At 38.7% G+C, this 21,147-nt stretch carries 18 protein-coding genes; all 18 read left to right on the top strand.

Features of this window, described 5'->3' with window-relative positions; translation table 11 throughout:
• Positions 1-85 precede the first annotated feature (85 nt).
• The 18 genes from RGU12_RS06130 (at position 86) to RGU12_RS06045 (ending at position 21,126) form a co-directional block, all read left to right on the top strand.
• Positions 86-2,077 carry a S9 family peptidase gene (locus RGU12_RS06130; protein WP_309535271.1) on the top strand — a complete coding sequence of 664 codons (1,992 nt, stop codon included), beginning with the start codon at positions 86-88 and terminating at the stop codon, positions 2,075-2,077.
• 453 nt (positions 2,078-2,530) lie between these two features.
• A complete protein-coding gene (locus RGU12_RS06125) occupies positions 2,531-3,157 on the top strand; it encodes a TVP38/TMEM64 family protein (RefSeq protein WP_309535270.1) in 627 nt (208 codons plus the stop codon).
• A 27-nt stretch (positions 3,158-3,184) separates the two neighbouring features.
• Entirely contained in the window at positions 3,185-3,745 is a 561-nt protein-coding gene (lepB, locus tag RGU12_RS06120; RefSeq protein ID WP_309535269.1) for a signal peptidase I, read from the top strand.
• Between the two features lie 153 nt (positions 3,746-3,898).
• The gene (locus RGU12_RS06115; protein ID WP_309535268.1) at positions 3,899-7,135 is read left to right on the top strand and encodes an AfsR/SARP family transcriptional regulator; all 3,237 of its coding nucleotides are present in this window, start codon (positions 3,899-3,901) and stop codon (positions 7,133-7,135) included.
• Between the two features lie 118 nt (positions 7,136-7,253).
• A complete protein-coding gene (locus RGU12_RS06110) occupies positions 7,254-7,859 on the top strand; it encodes a TetR/AcrR family transcriptional regulator (RefSeq protein WP_309535267.1) in 606 nt (201 codons plus the stop codon).
• A gap of 15 nt (positions 7,860-7,874) precedes the next feature.
• Positions 7,875-9,356: an o-succinylbenzoate--CoA ligase gene (locus RGU12_RS06105; protein ID WP_309535266.1), complete on the top strand. Its 1,482-nt coding sequence runs from the start codon at positions 7,875-7,877 to the stop codon at positions 9,354-9,356.
• A gap of 18 nt (positions 9,357-9,374) precedes the next feature.
• On the top strand, positions 9,375-9,791 hold the full coding sequence (locus RGU12_RS06100) for a MaoC family dehydratase (protein ID WP_309535265.1): 417 nt from the start codon (positions 9,375-9,377) through the stop codon (positions 9,789-9,791).
• Entirely contained in the window at positions 9,791-10,795 is a 1,005-nt protein-coding gene (locus RGU12_RS06095; RefSeq protein WP_309536277.1) for a 3-oxoacyl-ACP synthase, read from the top strand. The genes RGU12_RS06100 and RGU12_RS06095 overlap by 1 nt, the downstream gene beginning before the upstream one ends.
• Before the next feature lie 99 nt (positions 10,796-10,894).
• Positions 10,895-12,154 carry a substrate-binding domain-containing protein gene (locus RGU12_RS06090; RefSeq protein ID WP_309535264.1) on the top strand — a complete coding sequence of 420 codons (1,260 nt, stop codon included), beginning with the start codon at positions 10,895-10,897 and terminating at the stop codon, positions 12,152-12,154.
• A 419-nt stretch (positions 12,155-12,573) separates the two neighbouring features.
• Positions 12,574-13,341 (top strand): ABC transporter ATP-binding protein, encoded by a 768-nt coding sequence (locus tag RGU12_RS06085; RefSeq protein WP_309535263.1) that lies wholly within the window; start codon positions 12,574-12,576, stop codon positions 13,339-13,341.
• Positions 13,325-14,032, top strand: a complete 708-nt coding sequence (locus RGU12_RS06080) for an ABC transporter ATP-binding protein (RefSeq protein ID WP_309535262.1) — start codon at positions 13,325-13,327, stop codon at positions 14,030-14,032. Before RGU12_RS06085 ends, RGU12_RS06080 begins: the two co-directional genes overlap by 17 nt.
• 175 nt (positions 14,033-14,207) lie before the next feature.
• On the top strand, positions 14,208-15,068 hold the full coding sequence (locus tag RGU12_RS06075; RefSeq protein WP_309535261.1) for a branched-chain amino acid ABC transporter permease: 861 nt from the start codon (positions 14,208-14,210) through the stop codon (positions 15,066-15,068).
• 4 nt (positions 15,069-15,072) lie between these two features.
• Positions 15,073-16,080, top strand: a complete 1,008-nt coding sequence (locus tag RGU12_RS06070; RefSeq protein ID WP_309535260.1) for a branched-chain amino acid ABC transporter permease — start codon at positions 15,073-15,075, stop codon at positions 16,078-16,080.
• A gap of 12 nt (positions 16,081-16,092) precedes the next feature.
• The gene (locus tag RGU12_RS06065; RefSeq protein ID WP_309535259.1) at positions 16,093-16,272 is read left to right on the top strand and encodes a hypothetical protein; all 180 of its coding nucleotides are present in this window, start codon (positions 16,093-16,095) and stop codon (positions 16,270-16,272) included.
• A 6-nt stretch (positions 16,273-16,278) separates the two neighbouring features.
• Positions 16,279-17,301 carry a 3-oxoacyl-ACP synthase gene (locus tag RGU12_RS06060; RefSeq protein WP_309535258.1) on the top strand — a complete coding sequence of 341 codons (1,023 nt, stop codon included), beginning with the start codon at positions 16,279-16,281 and terminating at the stop codon, positions 17,299-17,301.
• Positions 17,292-18,203, top strand: a complete 912-nt coding sequence (gene phaZ / locus RGU12_RS06055) for an intracellular short-chain-length polyhydroxyalkanoate depolymerase (protein ID WP_309535257.1) — start codon at positions 17,292-17,294, stop codon at positions 18,201-18,203. Before RGU12_RS06060 ends, phaZ begins: the two co-directional genes overlap by 10 nt.
• Positions 18,200-18,937, top strand: coding sequence for a 3-oxoacyl-ACP reductase FabG (gene fabG / locus RGU12_RS06050; protein ID WP_309535256.1), 738 nt, complete (start codon positions 18,200-18,202; stop codon positions 18,935-18,937). The genes phaZ and fabG overlap by 4 nt, the downstream gene beginning before the upstream one ends.
• A gap of 686 nt (positions 18,938-19,623) precedes the next feature.
• Complete coding sequence (locus RGU12_RS06045) at positions 19,624-21,126, top strand: acyl-CoA synthetase (RefSeq protein ID WP_309535255.1); 1,503 nt, start codon at positions 19,624-19,626, stop codon at positions 21,124-21,126.
• Positions 21,127-21,147 lie beyond the last annotated feature (21 nt).

Below are 21,147 nucleotides of genomic sequence, written 5' to 3'. Positions count from 1 at the left end.
GTCGAAATAATTTAATTTGTAGTGCATAATGGAAGAGAAAGTACTTAACTACTTTGACAATTCTGTAATAAAGGACGGGAGAAGGATGACAGAGAAAAAACGCAGAGGAATCGTTGCGGAAGATTTATATGAATTAAAATCAGTGAATGATCCACAGTTTTCTCCAGATGGGAAGCGCTATGCGTTTGTGGAAACAGAGATTAATAAGGAAAAGCATGAATATAACTCACATTTATATGTTGGAACTGTAGACGGGAATGTTACACAGTGGACGTTTGGGGATGTTCGAGATGGGTCGCCACGTTGGTCTCCTGATGGAGAAACAGTCGCGTTCGTATCCAATCGTCCAGGCAAACAGCAAATCTTTGTTATGAGTGTGAACGGTGGTGAACCGAAACAACTTACATATTGCGTGAATGGTGCCAGAAATCCGATCTGGTCTCCAGATGGTTCAAAAATCTTATTTACAACTTCTTTAGCTCCGGATGAAAGCATCACAGATAAGGAAAAGCAGAAAAATGATGAAGATGAGAAGAAGCTTGAACCAATGGTTGTCGAACGTATTCGTTACAAATCTGATGCTGCAGGCTTTTTAGATAATAAAAATCAACATCTTGCATTAGTTGATATCGCTTCTGGTGAAATAGAGCAATTGACAGCAGGAGAATATGATTATGCTGCAGGTGGTTGGTCTCCAGATGGAACGAAAATCACATTCGTTGGCGATATAAGTGAGGATTCAGATTATAATTTAATCTCTGATGTATATGTAATGTCAGTAGAAGATAAAAGCTACCATAAAATTACGGGTAGTACTGGTAACTTTGGCTTGCCGTCTTGGTCACCAGATGGCAAATATATTGCAATCATTGGACATGAACAAGAGTTTGCAGGTGCAACATTGCCGAAAATCTGGCTTTACACAGTTGATAGCTCAGAATTCACTTGTTTAACAAGTGAACTCGATGCATATGTTGGCGATTGTGTTGCTGCCGACTTCCAATTAGGCGGTTCAAACCCTGGTGTAATATGGAACGACGATAGCAGAAGTTTTTATTTTCTCTTAACTAACCATGGCAATACGGGAGTCTATTACGGTTCCATTGAAGGAGAAGTGTATCCGTCATTATTTGAAAATCAACACGTGTTTGCCTTAACCGTAAATAATCATAAGGCAGTGGTAGGAATCAGTAAACCAACAGAGCCTGGCGATCTTTATTACTTAGATTTGAGTACAGGTGAATTGAATCGACTTACACATGTGAATGAAGCGTTTTTACAAGAGGTTGAATTGTCCAATGCAGAGCCTTTTACATTCAATGCTCCAGACGGTTGGGAAATTAATGGATGGGTCATGAAGCCATTTGGTTATGAAGTAGGCAAAAAATATCCGACTATTGTCGAAGTGCATGGTGGTCCTCATGCGATGTATGCAAATACATATTTCCATGAGTTTCAGGTTTTAACAGGGAAGGGTTTTGTGGTTGTCTTCACGAATCCTCGTGGTAGTCATGGATATGGTCAGCAGTTTGTGGATGCTGTCCGAGGCGACTATGGAGGAAAAGACTACTTAGATGTCATGGCAGCAACTGATTATGCTGTCGACCATTTTGATTTTGTTGATGAAACAAAGCTTGGAGTAACAGGTGGAAGCTATGGTGGTTTCATGACAAATTGGATTGTTGGACATACAAATCGATTTAAAGCAGCGGTTACACAACGCTCCATCTCAAATTGGCTTAGCTTTTATGGGGTAAGTGATATTGGATACTTCTTTACTGAATGGGAACTCAAAGGTAATCTCCTTGAAGATGCTGAAAAATTATGGGATCATTCACCATTAAAATATGTGGGAAATGTGGAGACTCCACTATTAATTATCCATGGTGAGCGTGATTTTCGTTGTCCAATCGAACAAGCAGAGCAGTTTTACGTGGCATTAAAGCACCAAAAGAAACCAACGAAATTTGTTCGTTTCCCTGGTGCCAACCATGAATTGTCACGAAGCGGAAACCCAAAATTACGATTATCACGACTCAACCATATTAAAGACTGGTTTGTTGATTATTTAGGATAGGAATGAAAGGCACTAGTGCTTGCTAGTGTCTTTTTTTGGGATCTAGGAAATTATAAAATTTATCATTGTGGAAAACTTTTAGTGGGTGTATCCAAGTCCAGCTCCAGCACCTAGCCCCTCTCTGGTCTAATTAATCGCTTCGGAAGGCAAGAAGCGCCTTCTGTCAGCGCTCGTCTTATGCTTGTCGGACTTGCACAGGACAAGGAAAACTTCGAGAGCATAATCATCGCACGAAGAAAATACATAGCATTTTTTGAGGAAGTGCTGACATCGACGTTTGCCACAGGACGTGGCAGTAGTTAGTCGATGTTCTATTTCAAGGCGCTTGCGCTTTTGTTCTTGTAATTAAAGTGAATTTTTTTTGGTAGGAATGCCCAAATGGGTGTACAATATGAAGTAAGAAAATATTTTTGTATCCGCTAAGTTGGAATTGATTTTTGCAAGGAGAGACCTATGGATATTGAAACACTTAAAGAACTTATTACATTGAAAAATATTGAAGACTTGTTAAGTGAATACCGGTCGTTTGGTCCATTGCCTGGAATTGTTCTTCCGATGCTAGAAGCGTTTCTTCCGTTTCTGCCTCTGGTCGCATTTGTTGTCGCCAATGCAAATGCATTTGGACTTTGGCTTGGATTTTTATATTCATGGATAGGAGCTATAGGTGGTTCTTTGCTTGTCTTTTTCCTAGTTCGTAAATATGGTCAAAAACGATTCTTTTCATTTGTCAGTCGCCATAAAAAAATAAAGAGACTTATAACTTGGGTAGAAAAGCACGGATTTGGACCTTTATTTCTCCTATTATGCTTTCCTTTCACCCCATCTGCAGCAATAAATTTAGTAGCAGGGCTATCAAGGGTAAGTATCCCTCAATTTGTTTTAGCCGTTTTATGTGGAAAATTAGTCATGATATTTACCATTAGCTTCATAGGCTATGATATACGAGCTCTTTTTCAACAACCCGTCCGAACAATTATTGTGGTCATCATAATATTTGTGCTTTGGATTGTCGGAAAAAGAGTGGAAGCATGGTTAAAGGTAAAGCCAAATCCAAATCTTCTTAAGGAGGATGAGGCTTGACACGATAAAACGAAGGGTGGAGTTGCAATGGAGGAAACCCCAGCGAAGAAGAAACATCATTTTTCTTTTGTGAAATCTTTAGGAATCAGTCTTATCATCGTTGTATTTTTACGAACCTTTTTTTTTACGAACTACATAGTCGACGGCGAATCAATGATGCCAACTCTTGAAGATGGTAACCTTTTAATGGTTAACAAGATCGGCATGAAAATAGGGGAGCTTGACCACTTTGATATCGTTGTATTTCATAAAAATAAAGAAGAGGATTTTGTAAAACGGGTGATCGGTTTGCCGGGCGACACACTTGAATACCGGGATGATGTGCTTTATATAAATGGGGAAAGTGTTTCCGAACCATTCTTAGACAAATTTAAAGAAGACATAGTCGCAGGTCAATTAACAGGCGACTTCACCCTTGAAGAAGTGACAGGGGAATCAATTGTACCAGAAAATCATATTTTCGTTATTGGCGATAATCGCTTAGACAGTTGGGATAGCCGCCATTTTGGATTCGTTAAAATGGAACAAGTTGTTGGCAAGGTAAACATAAAATACTGGCCATTCGACAAGATGGAATTATTGAATTAAGGAAAAATTGATCAACATAATAAACCATGTCAAAGAACTCAACCGAATTTCGAGTTCTTTTTTGGCTTGGATATGTTAAAATAGTACCAAAATTATGAATTGATTTTGGCGTAAATATACCGGGGTGCATTTGATACGAAGGGAGGTTATACAATGGGGATTAAGATACAGGTTTTGCAAACAAAAATTACTCCACCCAATTTAAAGGACATCATTTTACAAAGGCCTTCTTTAATGAAGAAAATGAAAACGATTCTAAGGTATCCGCTTACCATTCTACACTCGGGAGCAGGTTACGGAAAAACAACTGCACTTGCATCCTTTATTCATGATCAAAAAAATACGCCATGCTGGTATAGTGTGGGGACGAATGATGACGATATTATTCCTTTTCTAACATATGTGGTCTATGCCATTCGAAAAAATCACCAAGGATTTGGGACGGAACTTCTTCTTTATGTTGAGAATATTGAAAGATATGTACGGGATGAAGAAATAAGAACACTTTGTTCGCTGTTTATCAATGAGATAATTGTACTAGATAAGAACGTCATGCTTATCATTGATGATTATCATTTGATACAACACTCTTCATCAATAGACCATTGGATGACATGGTTGATACAACATCTTCCAATGAATTTAAATCTTGTCATCTCAAGTCGGATAAAACCAAGCTGGGATTTCCTAACCTCGATGACAGTAAAGGGAGAACTCCTTGAGCTTAAACAGAGCGACCTCGTGTTTTCGTTTGATGAAGTTGAGGTTCTATTAAGTGATTTATATGAGGGAGATTTGAATGATCAGGATATAAAGAAAATTTTTTCTTTAACAGAAGGGTGGATCATAGCGATTGGAATGATTCGAGGACAGCTTGCTTCTGATGGAGGATTGGAGGCAATTCTCAATAATAAATCGAAAACACTTGATGAATTGTTTCGCTTTCTTGCAATGGAAGTGTTCATGAAACAGCCACCGATGGTTCAACAGTTTCTTGAGAATACCTGTATTTTTGATGAATTAAACGGAAAAGTATGTGATGAAGTTTTAGGAATCAGAAGCTCAGGTGAGATGTTAAAGGAACTTTCCGACCATAATCTTTTTTTACTTTCCATTGGAGAAGGGCAATATCGCTACCATGCATTGTTTAAGGAGTTTCTGGAACAGCGCCTTTATACGACGAATGAACGGCATTTTCATAATCTTCATATTCAAACCGCTCGCTATTTTCAAAGAATAGGAGATTTTAATCAAGCAATCTATCATCTTGAGGCAAACGGGGATTTTGAAAGAATTGCAGAAATCCTCCACCATTATGGAGAAAAGATGATTCAAAATGGACAACTTGAAGGTCTTCTTGATCGGATGAAAAAGATTCCGGAATTACTTATGAACCATTATTATCTATTATGGCTCTATAAGGGAGAAGCGTTAAGATATCGCTGTTCCTATAAGGAGGCTGAGGATTGTTACTTAAAAGCCATTCACTTTGCTCATTCTGCTAATGACCTAGAGGGGTTAAGTAAAGCGTATGAAGGACAAGCGAAAATTTATCTAGATACAATTCAACCTGGGAAAGCTGAGCGGTATTTATTACAGGCAATTGAAGCACTTGAAGAAAATGAAGCTTCCTCAAGTGAAGATAAAAGTAGGGTCTATCAATTAATGGCTGAAAATCTGGCAAATGCTGGTCATGCTAAAAAAGCGAAAAAGTGGTATGAAAAAGGACGAGAACTCAATATTCCATTATTAGACGGAAACTTAGAATCTAGATTATTCTTACGGACTGGAAAACTCGTTGAAGCGAAAAAAATTCTGTCCCAAAAGAAAGTAGTGGAACAGGACCAGAAAACGGTGCATTTACAGCAGTCGCACCGTGAAACTGATTTGTTATTATCCTTAATTGAGTCCTTTATGGGTAATGGGCAAGACGCCAAGGAACTGGCGGAATCAGGTATTAAACAGGGAGTGCAATTCCAAGCACCATTTGTTGAAGCATGTGGCTGGATGCGCATGGGACATGCGGTCCAATTGCTTGATCAATATGACACTTCACTTGCAATCCAATGTTATGAAACGGCGCTTGAAATCATGGATGAATTAAATATTGCTAGGGGTAAAGCAGAACCGTTAATGGGGTTATGTATTTTATTTGGAAATCGAGGCATCTATGATCGTGCCATTGAATTTGGGAATAAGGCTTTGGAGGAAACAGAAAAGGTAAAGGATGCATGGCTTTCCGCACTTATTTTACTTTGTATGGGCATTTCTTCTGTCCACAATGAAAAATGGGAGGATGCAAACAAATATTTAACAAGATGTGAAGCCTTGTATGGAAATTGTGGTGATCAATATGGGCTTGCTCTAACACAGCTTTGGTTTGCATTTCTTTATTATCACCAGAAAGATAAAGATGCATTTAACGGAGTTATTACTAGTTTTCTTAATAAAGTGCAGGTTGGTGGATACGATTTTATCTTAACGAAACGCACAACTTTCGGACCTCAAGATTTATATAATGTTGTACCATTGTTACTCGTTGCACAGAAGGAAGGCATTCATCTTCCATACGTAAATCAACTCTTAAATAATTTAGGCTATTCAAATATAACGTCCCATCCTGGCTATACCTTACGTATTCAAACATTAGGTAGATTCCGAGTATGGCTTGGGAGCCAAGAAGTGGAGGAATCTGATTGGCAGCGTGGAAAAGCAAAAGAATTGCTTGAGTTATTTGTGACAATGCGAAATACAATGATTGCGAGGGAAGAAATATTTGCAACCCTTTGGCCGGATCATGACGAGGCAGCTGCAGCAAGAGACTTTAAGGTGGCTTTAAATGCATTAAATAATGCATTAGAACCAAATCGAGTGGCAAGATCAACACCATTTTTTATAGGGCGGGTTGGCTCATCCTATGGATTAAATCAACAAGCAGGCTATCAGCTTGATATTATTGAGTTTGAAGAATGGATACATGCAGGTCTTCATGAAAAGGATACCGAACAGGTCATTAAATGCTTAAGACGGGCATTGGAGTTATACGAGGGAGATTATTTACCGAATCGTAGATATGAAGATTGGTGTATAAGTGAAAGAGAACGGCTTCAAGTATTATTTTTACGTGGAGCTGAACGGATTGCACAAAGCTTTGTTCAAACAAAAGAGTTTGACGAAGCCATTTATTGGTGTGAACAAATTATCTCCAAGGATCGAACATGGGAGGAAGCATACCGCTTACTGATGTTCTGCTACTATCATAAAAATAACCGACCTCAAGCCATCAAGTGGTATAAAAAATGTGTATCAGCATTGGAGGACGAACTAGGAGTCGAGCCAATGCAACCAACAAAACAAATGTACGACATGATTCTCCAGCATCAAACCTAGTTTAATATGATTTGTTTGATAAACCATTTCCCTCAGGGGACGGTTTATTTTTTTATTTTTAAAAACATATTGAAAAGTCAGTTATTATGTATATAATAAAAGTTGAGAGGTGATTCAGGTGTCAGAAATAACAAACTCAGATCAAAAAGTATTGACCCCTAAAGGTTTAGAGACAAGAGAGAAACTACTACGAGCAGCAGAGGAGGTATTTGGACAAAAGGGATATTATGAAACTTCCATTGTAAATATTTCACAAGAAGCAAATGTAGCACAGGGGACCTTCTATAATTATTTCCCATCAAAAAAAGATATTTTTGATGAACTCATTCGTCAATATAGCCGGGAGCTTCGTTTGGCCATTAAAGAAGAAATGGGGAAAGCTAAAACCTTCGAGGAAGCACAACGGCAAGGATTTAAAGCCTTCTTTACCTGGGTCAAAAACCGTAGAAATTTATATAGTATCGTTCAACAAGCCGTAGTTGTGGATAGAAATCTTTATCGCTGGTATTACGATAAACTTGCTAATGGATTCTTAAAAAGTTTGTCCGCTGGAATTGGCGTAGGAGAATTTAAAGAGATTGATCAGGAGACGGTTGCCTATTGCTTAATGTCAATTGGTCAGTTTCTTGGTATGAGATGGGTGTATTGGGAACAGCAGGACGTTCCAGAAGAGGCTTTTGAGGCTGCAATGACACTTGTTTTTGAAGGGCTAAAAAAAGGATAGAAGGGAGAGTACATTATGCAGGGCATTACTTATTGGATTGAAAAAAGAGCTGAATTACATCCGAAGCGTATTGCCATTATCACAGATAAGGAACAAATCACCTATAAAACGCTAAGTCAAGATGTAAACAATTTAGCTTCATACTTAAAACTTAAGTTGGGTATAAAAAGAGGAGACCGTATCGCAATCTTGTCACAAAATAGATATGAATACATTGTATTACTATTTGCGATCGCAAAGCTGGAATGTATTGCAGTCCCACTTAATATTCGTTTAACAGTAAATGAACTTGTTTATCAGATAAATGATAGTGAGACAGAGACGCTTTTTATAGAAGACATCTATCAACAAACATCCAATGCGTTGAAAGAGGAAACTTGCCTGAAAGAAATCATATCCATTGACACAGTTAGATATCTAAAAGGAGGAAATGAGAATGTTTCAGTTGAAACAAATGAAAGCGCTCCCTATTTAATTTGTTATACTTCCGGAACAACTGGAAAACCGAAGGGAGCAGTTTTGACACAGAATAATATGTTTTGGAATGCGATTAATAATTCGCTCGCAATTGATATCACATCTAGTGATCGTTCCCTTTTATTACTTCCGCTCTTTCATATAGGTGGTATAGGATTATTTGCATTTCCAACTTTGTATGCTGGTGGGACCATTATTCTACCTGAGGGGAAGTTTGATTCCGAGAGAGCTTTAATGATGATTGAACAGCACCAAGCATCAATTGTAATGGGGGTTCCTACAATTCATCAGGCGATTTTACATAATCCTTCATTTGATAAAACAAATTTGAAATCGGTTCGCTGGTTTTACAATGGCGGTGCCCCATGCCCACTTGAAATTATCAAGGCGTTTTTTGATAAGGGGTTATTATTTGGCCAAGGTTTTGGGATGACCGAAACATCACCTACCCTCTTTATGCTTTTGAAAGAGGATGCCGAACGAAAAATGGGTTCGATTGGAAAGCCTGCTATGTTTTGTGAGTACAAATTAATAGATTCTGAGGGAGATGTTGTAAAAGACGGCGAAGTTGGAGAGCTTATAGTTCGTGGACCAAATGTAATGAAGGAATATTGGAATAGACCGGAAGCAACAGCTGAGGCTCTTCGCGATGGATGGTTATATACAGGAGATTTAGCAAGGGTTGATGAAGAGGGATTTTTGTATATTGTTGGAAGAAAAAAAGAAATGATTATTTCTGGCGGAGAAAATATATATCCATTAGAAGTCGAACAAATCATAGGGAAGCTAGCAGATGTTGAGGAAGTAGCTGTTGTTGGAGTTGTCGATCAGAAATGGGGAGAAGTCCCGGTAGCTTTTGTTGTAAAAACGAAAGAGAGTTTAGTAACAGAAGAAGAAATCATTCAATATTGTAATCAGTTTTTAGCAAAATACAAGATTCCGAAAAAAATAGAATTTATTGATCAACTCCCTAGGAATGCGACTGGGAAAATCCAAAAGAACCTTCTAGTGAATACATAAAAAGGAGGAGAAATAAAAATGCAGGGCTATTTTGTAGGTCAAACTGCATCATGCAGTAAAACAATAACAGAAACGGATATTCATTTATTTGCAGAATTAAGTGGGGATTTTAATCCCATTCATATCGATGATGAATATGCCAAGAAAACGAGGTTTAATAAAAGAATTGCACATGGACTATTGACATCTAGTTTATTATCTCAGCTGTTAGGAGTACATTTACCTGGAAAAGGGTCGGTCTACATGGAACAAACAATCCGGTTTACGGCACCTGTTTTTATTGGGGACACAATCACAGCTATGGTTACTATTCAAGAATATAACAGAGAAAAGAATAGGGTTAAATTACTAACGGAATGTCACAATCAAAAAGGCGAACTTGTACTAACTGGGACAGCAGTTATGATGGTTCCATCAGAAGGAGTATTTGTATGATAAATATTGGAATTGAAGCGACAAGTGTATATTTTCCAAAAGGAATTGAAACAGCTGCGGACTTGTCTAAAAAAACTGGAATTCCTGAACAGGTTATTATTGAGAAGTTCGGCTTGCATCAAAAGCATGTGTCGGATGATTCGATGCAAGCAACAGACCTCGGAATCGAGGCCGCCAGACCAATCCTATCAAAGATAGATCCTTTATCGATTGATGTCGTAATCTATTTTGGAAGTCCTCATAAGGATTACTTAGTTTGGTCATGTGCACCTAAACTTCAATATGAGCTGGGGACAAAAAATGCATATGCTTTTGAATTAATGAATGTGAGTTCCTGTTTTCCAATTGCTTTAAAAGTAGCAAAGGATATGCTTCGATCTGATGAAAAAATCAAAAATATTTTACTCGTTGGAGGCTGTAAAGAATCTCAAATTATCGATTATGATAATCCTCGCTCTAGGTTTATGTTTAATTTTGGAGATGGCGGGGCGGCGGCATTAATCACGAAAAATTCTACTACAAGTGAAATTCTGGAAAGCTCAATCATCACGGATGGTTCATTCTATGAAGATGTTCGTGTACCAGCTGGTGGTTCCAAATTGTTTCCAAGCTTGGAAACAGTAAAAAATAGACAGCATTATATCGACGTTCTTGATCCGTCTAGCATGAAAGAACGGCTTGACCCTGTATCGATTCCAAATTTCGAAAGAGTTATTCGACAAGCAGTACAAAATAGCGGATATTCACCTCAAGACATAAAAGTTCTTCTCCCACTTCATACGAAACGCTCCATGTTTAGAGAACTACTTCAAACATTACAAATACCAGAAGAAAACACAGTCTATTTAGATCATCATGGCCATATGTCAGCACTTGACCCTTGTATTGGTCTCCACTTTGCGCAGGAACTAGGAAAATTAAAAAATGGGGATATTGCTGTAGCGGTAAGTGCTGGAACAGGTTACACATGGGCTGCCACTGCTTTAAAATGGAAAACTAGCTGAATCTATACAAATGATACTGTAACTAAAATGTAACTATTACCAAGTACGATTGTCGCAGGAGGTTTTACAGTTTTTATGATGAAAAAGGGGGAAGGAAAAATGAAGAAATTCTCATTTCGTAAAATGCTTTTCTTAAGTTTGCTTGCCATGCTTATGGTAGTTGCAGCAGCTTGTAGTTCTGGATCTTCAACTACAGAAGAAGAAAAACCAAGCTCAGGTGATTCAGGCAAATCAGCAGAAGAAACAAAAGCGAAGGATCCGATTAAAATCGGTGTGCTTGCTTCATTAAGTGGTGGACTTGAATCATATGGAAAACAAACAACACAAGGATTCGAACTTGGCCTTGAATACGCAACAGACGGAACAATGGAAGTCAATGGACAAAAAATTCAATTTATTGTAGAGGATACTGAAACAAAACCTGAAGTTGCGATTCAAAAAGCTACTAAATTAATTGAGGAAGACGGAGTCGATTTCCTAGTCGGTTCTTCAAGCTCAGCGGATACATTAGCCGTTCTTCCACTAGCAGAGGAATACGAAAAAATCATGATTGTTGAACCTGCTGCAGCTGACAGTATTACAGGTGCGGACTGGAACGAGTACATTTTTAGAACAGCTCGTAACTCTTCACAGGATGCCGTTGCAGGTGCAGCAGCAATAGCAAAAAAAGGAGTTAAAATTGCAACGCTTGCTCCGGATTATGCCTTCGGTCGTGATGGAATAGCAGCCTTTAAGGAAGCGGCAGAAAAACTTGGTGCTGAGATTATTCATGAGGAATATGCAGACCCTGCAGCAACTGACTTTACTTCAAATGTTCAAAAGATTATTGAAGCAAAGCCTGATTATTTATATGTTGTATGGGCTGGTGCAAACACACCTTGGAACCAAATCGCAGATATGAAGGTCCAAGAAAATGGTATTAAAATCTCGACAGGTGCTCCAGATATTCCGGCACTTGCGACCATGGATGCTTTAATTGGTATGGAAGGATTCACAGTTTACTATCATCAACTTCCAAAAAATGATATTAACGATTGGTTAGTTGAAAAACATAAAGAAAAGTTCAATGGAGAGGTACCTGACCTATTTACTCCAGGTGGTATGACAGCGGCATTAGCAATTGTGGAAGCAATTAAAAAGACGGATGGAGATACAAATGCAGATAAGCTCATCGAAGCGATGGAAGGCATGAGTTTTGATACGCCTAAAGGAAAAATGACATTCCGTGAAGATGACCACCAAGCCCTTCAAACTCTTTATGCGATTCGCTTAGAAAAGGTTGATGGTGTGGATTATCCAGTACCAGTCTTAATAAGAGAGCTAAGCCCTGAGGAAACAGCTCCACCAGTTCGCAACTAATGAAATTTATAGGCTTCGGTAGTATTTTTCTACCGAAGTTTCCTTTTAGAAAAAGGCTGTTTTCGAAAACTTTGTTGTTTTTGGATATGATTGTGCGAAGGTAATGGTAATTATTGACCTTCCTGTGATTTCCGCGGATGGTACGAGATCCTCGAAAATGCTAGCATTTTCTTCGTGCGGTGTAGTCTCAAGGAAGCAAACTCAACGTCCAGCGGGAATAGCGAGCCAAGCGAGACCAATTAATGTTCGAAGCCTAAGAGCGCCACGTCCTGTGGCAACGGCTTCGTGACCTACATCGTGTAGGCCTGAGGAGGCTTGCGGATCGCCCGCGGAAAGCGAGTACCAGGAGCGTAAATCACCCTATGTTTTAAAAACAACAATCTTGTAGAAATGACCCAAGAAAAAAGAGGTGAGATGACGTGAAAAATATTATTGAAACGAAGGATCTGACAATTGCATTTGGAGGACATGTTGCAGTTGATAAGGTTAATTTTACCGTTCCTCCTAACCACTTCAAATCCATCATCGGACCAAATGGTGCAGGTAAAACAACTTTTTTCAATTTACTAAGTGGCCAGCTTTCACCAACAAATGGCCAGGTTTTCTTAAAAGGTGAAGATATTACAAAGCTATCTCAAACCGCACGTACAAGGAAAGGAATCGGCCGTTCCTTTCAAATTACAAATGTTTTTCCAAATCTGACAGTATTAGAAAATGTTCGATTAGCTGTTCAATCCGTGGCAGGTGTAAGGTATCAAATGATTAAGCACTTCCGTAAATATCGACAATTCGAAGAAAAAGCTTTACACATTCTATCGCTTGTTCTTCTTGATAATAAAGCAAATGCAATTGCAAAAAATTTGGCACATGGCGAAAAACGAAAGTTAGAAATTGCCATGCTTTTGGCATTGGAGACGGAGGTTCTATTACTAGATGAACCAACGGCTGGAATGTCACTGGAGGAAGTTCCGGCAATCCTTGAGGTCATAAAAAAGATAAAAGCGGAAGGGAATCGTACGATCATTTTAATTGAACATAAAATGGATATGATCCTCGACCTTTCTGATAGTGTAATGGTTTTATTTAATGGGAGATTACTAGCGGATGGAACACCGGAAGAAATCATGAACAATGAAACAGTCCAATCTGCCTATTTGGGAGGTTTGTACGATGACACTGCATCTTAAGGTAGAAGGAATTCAAACATATATAGACCAATTTCATATTTTACAAGGTGTTTCATTTGAAGCAAAAAAAGGAGAAGTAACTGTTCTTTTAGGTAGAAATGGTGCAGGCAAAACAACTACCCTTAGGTCAATTATGGGACTCAATCCTCCTGCTAAAGGAACAATTGAATTTAATGGAGAAAACATTACAGGTCTTGCAACCTATCATATTGCCGCAAAAGGGATCGGCTATGTACCAGAGGATCAAGGAATATTTGGTGAGTTAACAGTAGAAGAAAATATGAAAGTCGCTATCAAAAAGGAAAACGACATAACAAAGGAACGTCTCGATTATATGTTGAACTTATTCCCCGACCTGAAGAAGTTTTGGAAAAGAAAAGGGGGAAACCTAAGCGGTGGGCAAAAACAGATGCTCTCGATCGCAAGGGCTTATGTCAATAATAATGATTTACTGCTAATAGATGAACCAAGTAAGGGTTTAGCCCCTATTGTGGTAGAAAAAGTGATGGAATCGATCCAAGAGATAAAGTCAAAGACTTCAATTGTACTTGTTGAACAAAATTTTATTATGGCAAGTACAATTGGAGACCGATTTTTCATCATTGACGATGGAAGAACCGTTCATCGTGGCGAAATGAAGGAGTTAAAGGAAAATGAACAACTCCGCAAACAATATTTAGGAATTGCCTAAAGGAAGTTCATCGTCATTCTGTACTTAGTTTCAGTGTCTAGCTCCAGGCGCCATCGGCTCGAGGTCATAAGCCAATCGCTTCGGAAGGTAAAGTGCACCTTCTGTCAGCGCTCGTCTTATGCTTGTCACCGATAGGCAGGCGCCTTGCGCTTTTCTTATGGGAGGAGGAGAATTTGTGGATGCAATCATTAATTTAACTATCAATGGACTTGCTACAGGTATGTTGATTTTCCTGCTTGCGGCAGGGTTAACCCTAATTTTTGGACTTATGGATGTCTTAAATTTTGCCCATGGTGGTTTATTTGCATGGGGAGCATATGCTGGTGTTTGGTCTTATGGGCAAACCGGGAGTTTCATAGTTGGAATCGTTACGGCTTTGATTGCCGGATTAATTTTGGGCTTGTTGATTGAAAAATATATTGTTACACCTGTTTACGGAAATCATGTCCAACAAATTTTGATAACACTTGGGGTCATGATTGTCCTTTCCGAAATGTTAAAGGTCGTTTGGGGACCCAATCAATTAAGTGCGAAAACTCCTGCATTGTTGAGTGGAAGCTGGGAGCTTGGTGGAGTTATCCTCATAAAATATCGATTATTTATTATTTTAGTGGGGTTCTTAATTTTCTTCCTTATTTATTACATTTTAAAAAATACAAAGATTGGTTTAATCGTTCGTGCAGGTGTTATCAACAAGGAAATGGTCCAATCGCTTGGAATTAATATTAAAAAGATTTTTATGCTCGTTTTTATGGTAGGTGCAGCAATGGCAGCACTTGGGGGTGTGTTACTTGGACCTTATTCCGGACAAATATATGCAGAAATGGGTATGGAATTTGCGATTCTCGCATTTATCGTTGTTGTCATAGGAGGAATGGGAAGTATTACGGGGTCTCTATTTGCAGCGATTTTAGTAGGATTATCAGGTGCTTACATGGCATACTATGTCCCAGAATTATCATTAGCAGTCAATATGCTGCTGATGGCCATTGTATTAATTTTTAGACCACAAGGATTATTCGGGGCAAAGGGGTGAGGAAATGAGGCTTCTAACTAATTCTTCAAAAGCGAACATCATTTACATTGCGGCAGCGGTATTTCTTCTATGTTATCCACTTATTAACGACACTAGAAGCATATTGATTTTGTTTACACAAATATTTATCTTTGCTGTCTTTGCTATGAGTTATGATATTTTACTAGGTTTTACAGGGATTGTTTCATTCGGCCATGCGATGTTTTTCGGAATTGGTGCTTATGCAACAGGTGTTCTTTTACATCGATTTGAGCCAACAGTTCCCATTTTTCTACTATCAATCATAGTTGGAATGATTCTGTCAGCCATTTTAAGTTATATTGTGGGTTTGCTCTCACTTCGGTTAAAGAGTCACTTTTATGCCATGCTGACGTTGGCGTTTTCGGGCTTGTTTTTAGTAGCCGCTGAAAAATGGCGATCATTAACGCGAGGGAATGATGGATTTACGTTTCGGATTCCAGATGTATTAAAAGACCGTATGACCCTCTATTTTGTCACACTGCTTCTAATGATTCTCGTATTTTTAATGTTAAAGAGATTCACAGAATCTCCTCTTGGCAGGGTTCTCCAAGCCATTCGTGAAAATGAACCCCGCACAGAGTCACTAGGCTACAATGTGATTCATTATAAAATTATTGCAAGTATTGTCGCGGGGGTAATCGCAAGTGTTTCCGGCTCCATGTACGTTGTCACACTAAGGTTTGTCAATACATCGGTATTTGCACTCGATGTAACCCTCGATGCTCTTCTAATGACGATTATTGGAGGGGTTGGAACACTAGTTGGGGCCATCATAGGAGCGGGACTTATCGAATTTGCCCACCATTGGCTAACTGGACTCGCAAAGGTACACTGGATTTTTGAAAGATGGATGATCTTCTTTGGCATTTTATATATATTAGCTGTTATGTTCTTCCCAATGGGAATCGTGGGAACTGTTAAGTCATGGTTTTATAGAAGAAAAGGGACGAATAAAACGAAAGACTATGAAAAGGAAAAAATAGCCGGCTAAGGAGAGAGGTCCATGAATGATCATCAAACCATTACTTCATTCGTTGTCCGTTGTGCGCTAATTGATGTGGATTACAAGACAATGAAAAAGCAATGGCGTATAAAGGTTAGTCATGTCCAGGGGGAAGATGAGGTAGTTGTGACAGATTTAGATGATGCCGTAGAGTTTATGAAACGTGTAATAGAGGAGTGACCTACTTTGCAAACAGTTGGAATATTAAGTACAGGAATATACATTCCGAAAGACTTTTTAACATCGGAAGACATTTCAAAAAAAAGTGGGATACCCAAGGAAATCGTAGAAACCAAGCTAGGTATTTTGAAGAAACCGATTCCTGGACCAGATGACCATACATGTGAAATGGGGATAAAAGCAGCAAGAAAAGCCATCAAGAAGGCAAACATCGACCCAATGGAAATTGATTTAATCATCTATATCGGGGAAGAGCACAAGGAATATCCTTTGTGGACAGCAGCCATTAAGATGCAACAGGAGCTCGGCGCCTCGAATGCGTGGGGCTTTGATGTGGCAATGAGATGTGGAACGACAATAATGGCGATAAAGGTAGCAAAGGATTTGATGAAAGCAGATGACTCCATAAAAACGGTATTACTAGCGGGTGGCTACCGAAATGTCGATTTTATTGATTACGAGAATCCTAGAACTCGCTTTATGTATAATTTGGGAGCGGGTGGCGGTGCCATCCTGCTACGAAAAGGTATAGCCACGAACAATGTACTTGAAAGTCATGTTATAACAGATGGTGCATTTTCTGAGGATGTCGTAGTAGTTGCAGGTGGTACAAAGAACCCGATGACAAAGGAAGCGCTAGAACAAAAATTAAATATGCTTGATGTTCTTGATCCAGAAGGGATGAAACAGCGACTTGAAGAAAAGTCGATGCAAAACTTTCTTCAGGTAATTCGAACAGCTGTACAAAAAAGCGGGTATACCGAAGCAGATATTGACTACTTAGGCATTCTTCACATGAAAAAGTCAGCTCATGATTATGTGTTAAATGAGTTAGGTCTTACCCAGGACCAATCCATTTATCTGAATGAATTCGGACATATAGGTCAGATTGATCAGATACTTTCTATGGAATTGGCGGAAAAAAAAGGTAAAATAAAAGAAGGAGATCTTGTTGTTCTAGTAAGTGCCGGTATTGGATATGCATGGGGTGCCACGACAATTAAATGGGGGGACTGTGAATGTCTGTAATTGAACTGAAAACTGTTAATCTCGCAAATGGGGAAACATTGGGCTACAGGGAACGTGAAGGAGGAGAAAAAAAAGTTCTACTTATTCATGGGAACATGTCGTCATCTAAACATTGGGATGTTGTCATCGAAAATCTTGATAGCGATTACAAGGTTTATGCGGTGGATATGAGAGGCTTTGGTATTTCAACCTACCATAAACCGGTACAATCGATTAAGGATTTCTCAGATGATATTAAACTATTTGTTGATGAATTAGGATTATCAGATTTTGTTATTGCTGGTTGGTCAACAGGTGGAGCCGTAGGAATGCAGTTTGTAGCTGACCATCCAGGACTTTGTTCAAAATTAGTGTTACTTGCATCCGCATCAACAAGAGGTTTTCCAATCTTTGGCTTAGGTGCCGACGGACAATTGGACTTTTCAAACCGTTTGAAGACAATGGAAGATATTCATTGTGATCTAGCACGAACAATCCCAATTCAAACAGCCTACGACAATCGAGATAAAGAAGTCCTGAAAGCAATCTGGAATGCTGCTATATACACTAAAATTCAGCCTGAAGAGGCTCATTACGATGAGTACTTAGAGGATATGATGACTCAACGGAATCTTGCTGATGTCTATTATTCACTAAATACGTTCAACATCAGCCATCACCACAATGGGTTAACAGAAGGAACAGGACAGGTTGATGATATCACAATCCCAGTCTTAGTATTACGTGGGGATCGAGATTATGTGGTAGTTGAAAGTATGGCAAAGGAAATTATGGAGGATTTAGGAGATAACGCTACATTTATTGAACTTGAAGATTGTGGACATTCTCCATTAATTGATAACTTAGAGCTATTGTTAAAACATATGCATGAATTTATCGGAAAAAAGGAGCCAGCAAAATGAGATTAAAGGATAAGGTGGCAATCATTACTGGAGCAGCAAATGGGTTAGGACTAGAAGCCGCTATCACATTTGTACGTGAAGGTGCGAAGGTTGCTTTAACAGACTATGACACAACGGGAGCAGAGAGAGCAAAAGAACTGAAAGAACAAGGTGCAGATGTTGAATTTTTTCAGGTCGATGTAGCAAACAGAGAAAGCGTTGATGAAATGGTTTCCGCTGTAATGGAGCGATTTGGCAAGATTGATATTTTAATAAATAATGCAGGGATTACTCGGGATGCAATGCTGACAAAGCTTTCTCAGGAGGATTTTCAAAAGGTTATTGACGTAAATTTAACAGGTGTTTTTAATTGCACTCAAGCTGTCGTTCCCCATATGATTGCAAACGGAAAAGGGAAAATTGTCAGTACCTCTTCTGTAACGGGTGTGTACGGGAATGTTGGTCAAACCAATTATGCGGCATCAAAGGCGGCAGTAGTCGGAATGACGAAAACATGGGCGAAAGAACTTGGAAGAAAAGGGATTAATGTCAATGCAGTTGTGCCAGGATTTATCGAAACAGGGATGGTTGCATCCGTTCCTGAAAAGGTCATCAATCAAATGAAAATGATGATTCCTCTGCAAAGGCTCGGAAAGCCTTCAGATATTGCCAATGCATATTTATTTTTATCTTCCGATGAATCAGATTACGTAAACGGAACAACCCTACATGTTGATGGTGGAATAATGATGTGATTCAACTAGGAGCTGATTAAGGCTCCTATTTTTTTGCCTAAAGAAGTTTTTTGTTCAAGGACATAATTAGAAAGATGCATAGGGGAAATGTCTTTGAGGGATTAGATGAGAGACAAAAACAAGCGAGTCTCTGTGGTGAAACATCTTTGATAATCTATCTCAAAGACCAAGTGTAAGGACTTTTTAAACGAACTGTCCCTGATTGCTAATCTCGAAGACAAACCGACGTAAAAAAATGAATGAATTGTCTCTGATAGCCCATCTCGAAGACAAATCGACGTAAAAAATGAATGAACTGTCTCTGACAGCCCATCTCGAAGACAAACCGACGTAAAAAAATGAATGAACTGTCTCTGATAGTCCATCTCGAAGACAAACCAAAGTGAAAAATGGAATGAACTGTCTCTGATAGCCCATCTCGAAGACAAATCGAAGTAAAAAAATGAATGAACTGTCTCTGATAGCCTATCTCGAAGACAATCTGACATGAAAAATGGAATGAACTGTCTTTGATAGGCTATCTCAGAGACAAACCGAAGTAAAAAAATGAATGAATTGTCTCTGAATGGCCCACTTCAAAGAAAACCGTAAATACTATTCCCACACCCATAACCTAATGTAACTTCTATGTAACTACTAACTTCTATAGTAAGAATAGAATTAAGTAGACGTAAGGAGAGATAGTTGTGAGGTGGGAACTGGATTGGATCGCAAATCGGGCTCGACTATCACCTGATTCGATTGCTGTTGTAGATGGAGAGACGGGGAGCCGCTTTACATTTCAAGAATTAAATAAACGAGCGGAAAACATCGCCTATTATTTCAAAACAATTGGAATTAAAAAGGGAGATCGGATTGCACTCCTATCCCCGAATGATATTTGTTATTTCGATTTGTTGTTTGCATGTGGAAAAATCGGGGCAATTTTTGTACCGCTAAATTGGCGTTTATCAAGTGAAGAAATAGATTATATCCTTTCAAATTCATCACCAGAATTAATAGCATTTTCTAGTAATTTGGAGGGCTTATTACGGGACAAATCATCTAAAGAAATCATAAACATTAATTCAGAGAAGTATCATCAAATTGCGAGTGAAACAAGTATTTCATATGTGCAAGAGGAAATGGTTCAAGAAGATGATGCCTTAGCGATTATTTATACTGGTGGAACAACAGGTAAACCAAAGGGAGTGGTTCTATCCCATCGATCGATCATGTGGAATGGATTAAATACAATCGTGAGCTGGAATTTATCAGCAGAAGATGTGACATTAACGTATATGCCGATGTTCCATACGGGTGGACTCAATGCCTTATCCATTCCGATTTTAATGATGGGTGGCAAGGTTGTACTAGCGAATAATTTTGAGCCTAACCGAGCGATTCAGATAATCAATCAAGAGGGCTGCACGGTCGTGTTACTTGTTCCAACGATGTATCATATGATGGTTAACACACCATCCTTCAAGGATGTAAAATTCCCAACCATGCATACTTTCTTATCGGGTGGAGCTCCGTGCCCGCTAGAAATTTATCAGGCTTTTGAAGAAAAGGGATTATCCTTTAAAGAAGGATATGGCCTTACAGAGGCTGGTCCTAACAATTTCTTTATTGACCCTAAAATTTCAAGATTTCGAAGGGGATCTGTTGGGAAGGCGATGTTTTATAATGATGTGAAAATCATGACTTCAGATGGAAGAGAAGCTAAGGCTGGAGAAGTAGGAGAGCTTTTAATTCGTGGAAAGCATGTATTCCATCAATACTGGAATAATCAAGACGCTACTAAAGAAGCGTATCATGATGGATGGCTCCTTACTGGTGATTTAGCAAAATGTGATGAGGAAGGCTATCACTATATTGTTGGTCGAAAGAAAGAAATGATCATTACTGGTGGGGAAAATGTCTATCCTTTAGAGGTAGAACAATGCATTAGTAAGCATCCAGCCATCAACGAAGTTGCTGTGATTGGTGTTCCGCATCATAAATGGGGAGAAATGGTAATTGCTGTAGTTTCGTTAATGCCAGACCAACATGTGTCTAATCTGGAATTAAAGGAGTTTTGTCAAGCAAAAATAGGTAAATACAAAGTTCCGAAAGAGTTTATCTTTGTAGAAGAAATACCAAAAACACATGTTGGAAAGATAGATAAGAACCATTTACAAAAAACATATGAAAATTTAGTTGGATGAAAAAATGAAATGCAAAAAACG

The organism is Ferdinandcohnia sp. QZ13 (assembly GCF_031324165.1).
Taxonomy (GTDB): domain Bacteria; phylum Bacillota; class Bacilli; order Bacillales; family Bacillaceae_L; genus Ferdinandcohnia.
The sequence above is the reverse complement of the archived record's forward strand: the minus strand, read 5'-3'. Positions and strand labels throughout refer to the sequence as shown.

Coding starts and splice junctions, on each gene's coding strand:
- phaZ (WP_309535257.1), top strand. CDS start 17,292: ATGTCTGTAATTGAACTGAAAACTGTTAATCTCGCAAATGGGGAAACA.
- RGU12_RS06115 (WP_309535268.1), top strand. CDS start 3,899: ATGGGGATTAAGATACAGGTTTTGCAAACAAAAATTACTCCACCCAAT.
- lepB (WP_309535269.1), top strand. CDS start 3,185: ATGGAGGAAACCCCAGCGAAGAAGAAACATCATTTTTCTTTTGTGAAA.
- RGU12_RS06105 (WP_309535266.1), top strand. CDS start 7,875: ATGCAGGGCATTACTTATTGGATTGAAAAAAGAGCTGAATTACATCCG.
- RGU12_RS06090 (WP_309535264.1), top strand. CDS start 10,895: ATGAAGAAATTCTCATTTCGTAAAATGCTTTTCTTAAGTTTGCTTGCC.
- RGU12_RS06125 (WP_309535270.1), top strand. CDS start 2,531: ATGGATATTGAAACACTTAAAGAACTTATTACATTGAAAAATATTGAA.
- RGU12_RS06070 (WP_309535260.1), top strand. CDS start 15,073: ATGAGGCTTCTAACTAATTCTTCAAAAGCGAACATCATTTACATTGCG.
- RGU12_RS06065 (WP_309535259.1), top strand. CDS start 16,093: ATGAATGATCATCAAACCATTACTTCATTCGTTGTCCGTTGTGCGCTA.
- RGU12_RS06080 (WP_309535262.1), top strand. CDS start 13,325: ATGACACTGCATCTTAAGGTAGAAGGAATTCAAACATATATAGACCAA.
- RGU12_RS06100 (WP_309535265.1), top strand. CDS start 9,375: ATGCAGGGCTATTTTGTAGGTCAAACTGCATCATGCAGTAAAACAATA.
- fabG (WP_309535256.1), top strand. CDS start 18,200: ATGAGATTAAAGGATAAGGTGGCAATCATTACTGGAGCAGCAAATGGG.
- RGU12_RS06130 (WP_309535271.1), top strand. CDS start 86: ATGACAGAGAAAAAACGCAGAGGAATCGTTGCGGAAGATTTATATGAA.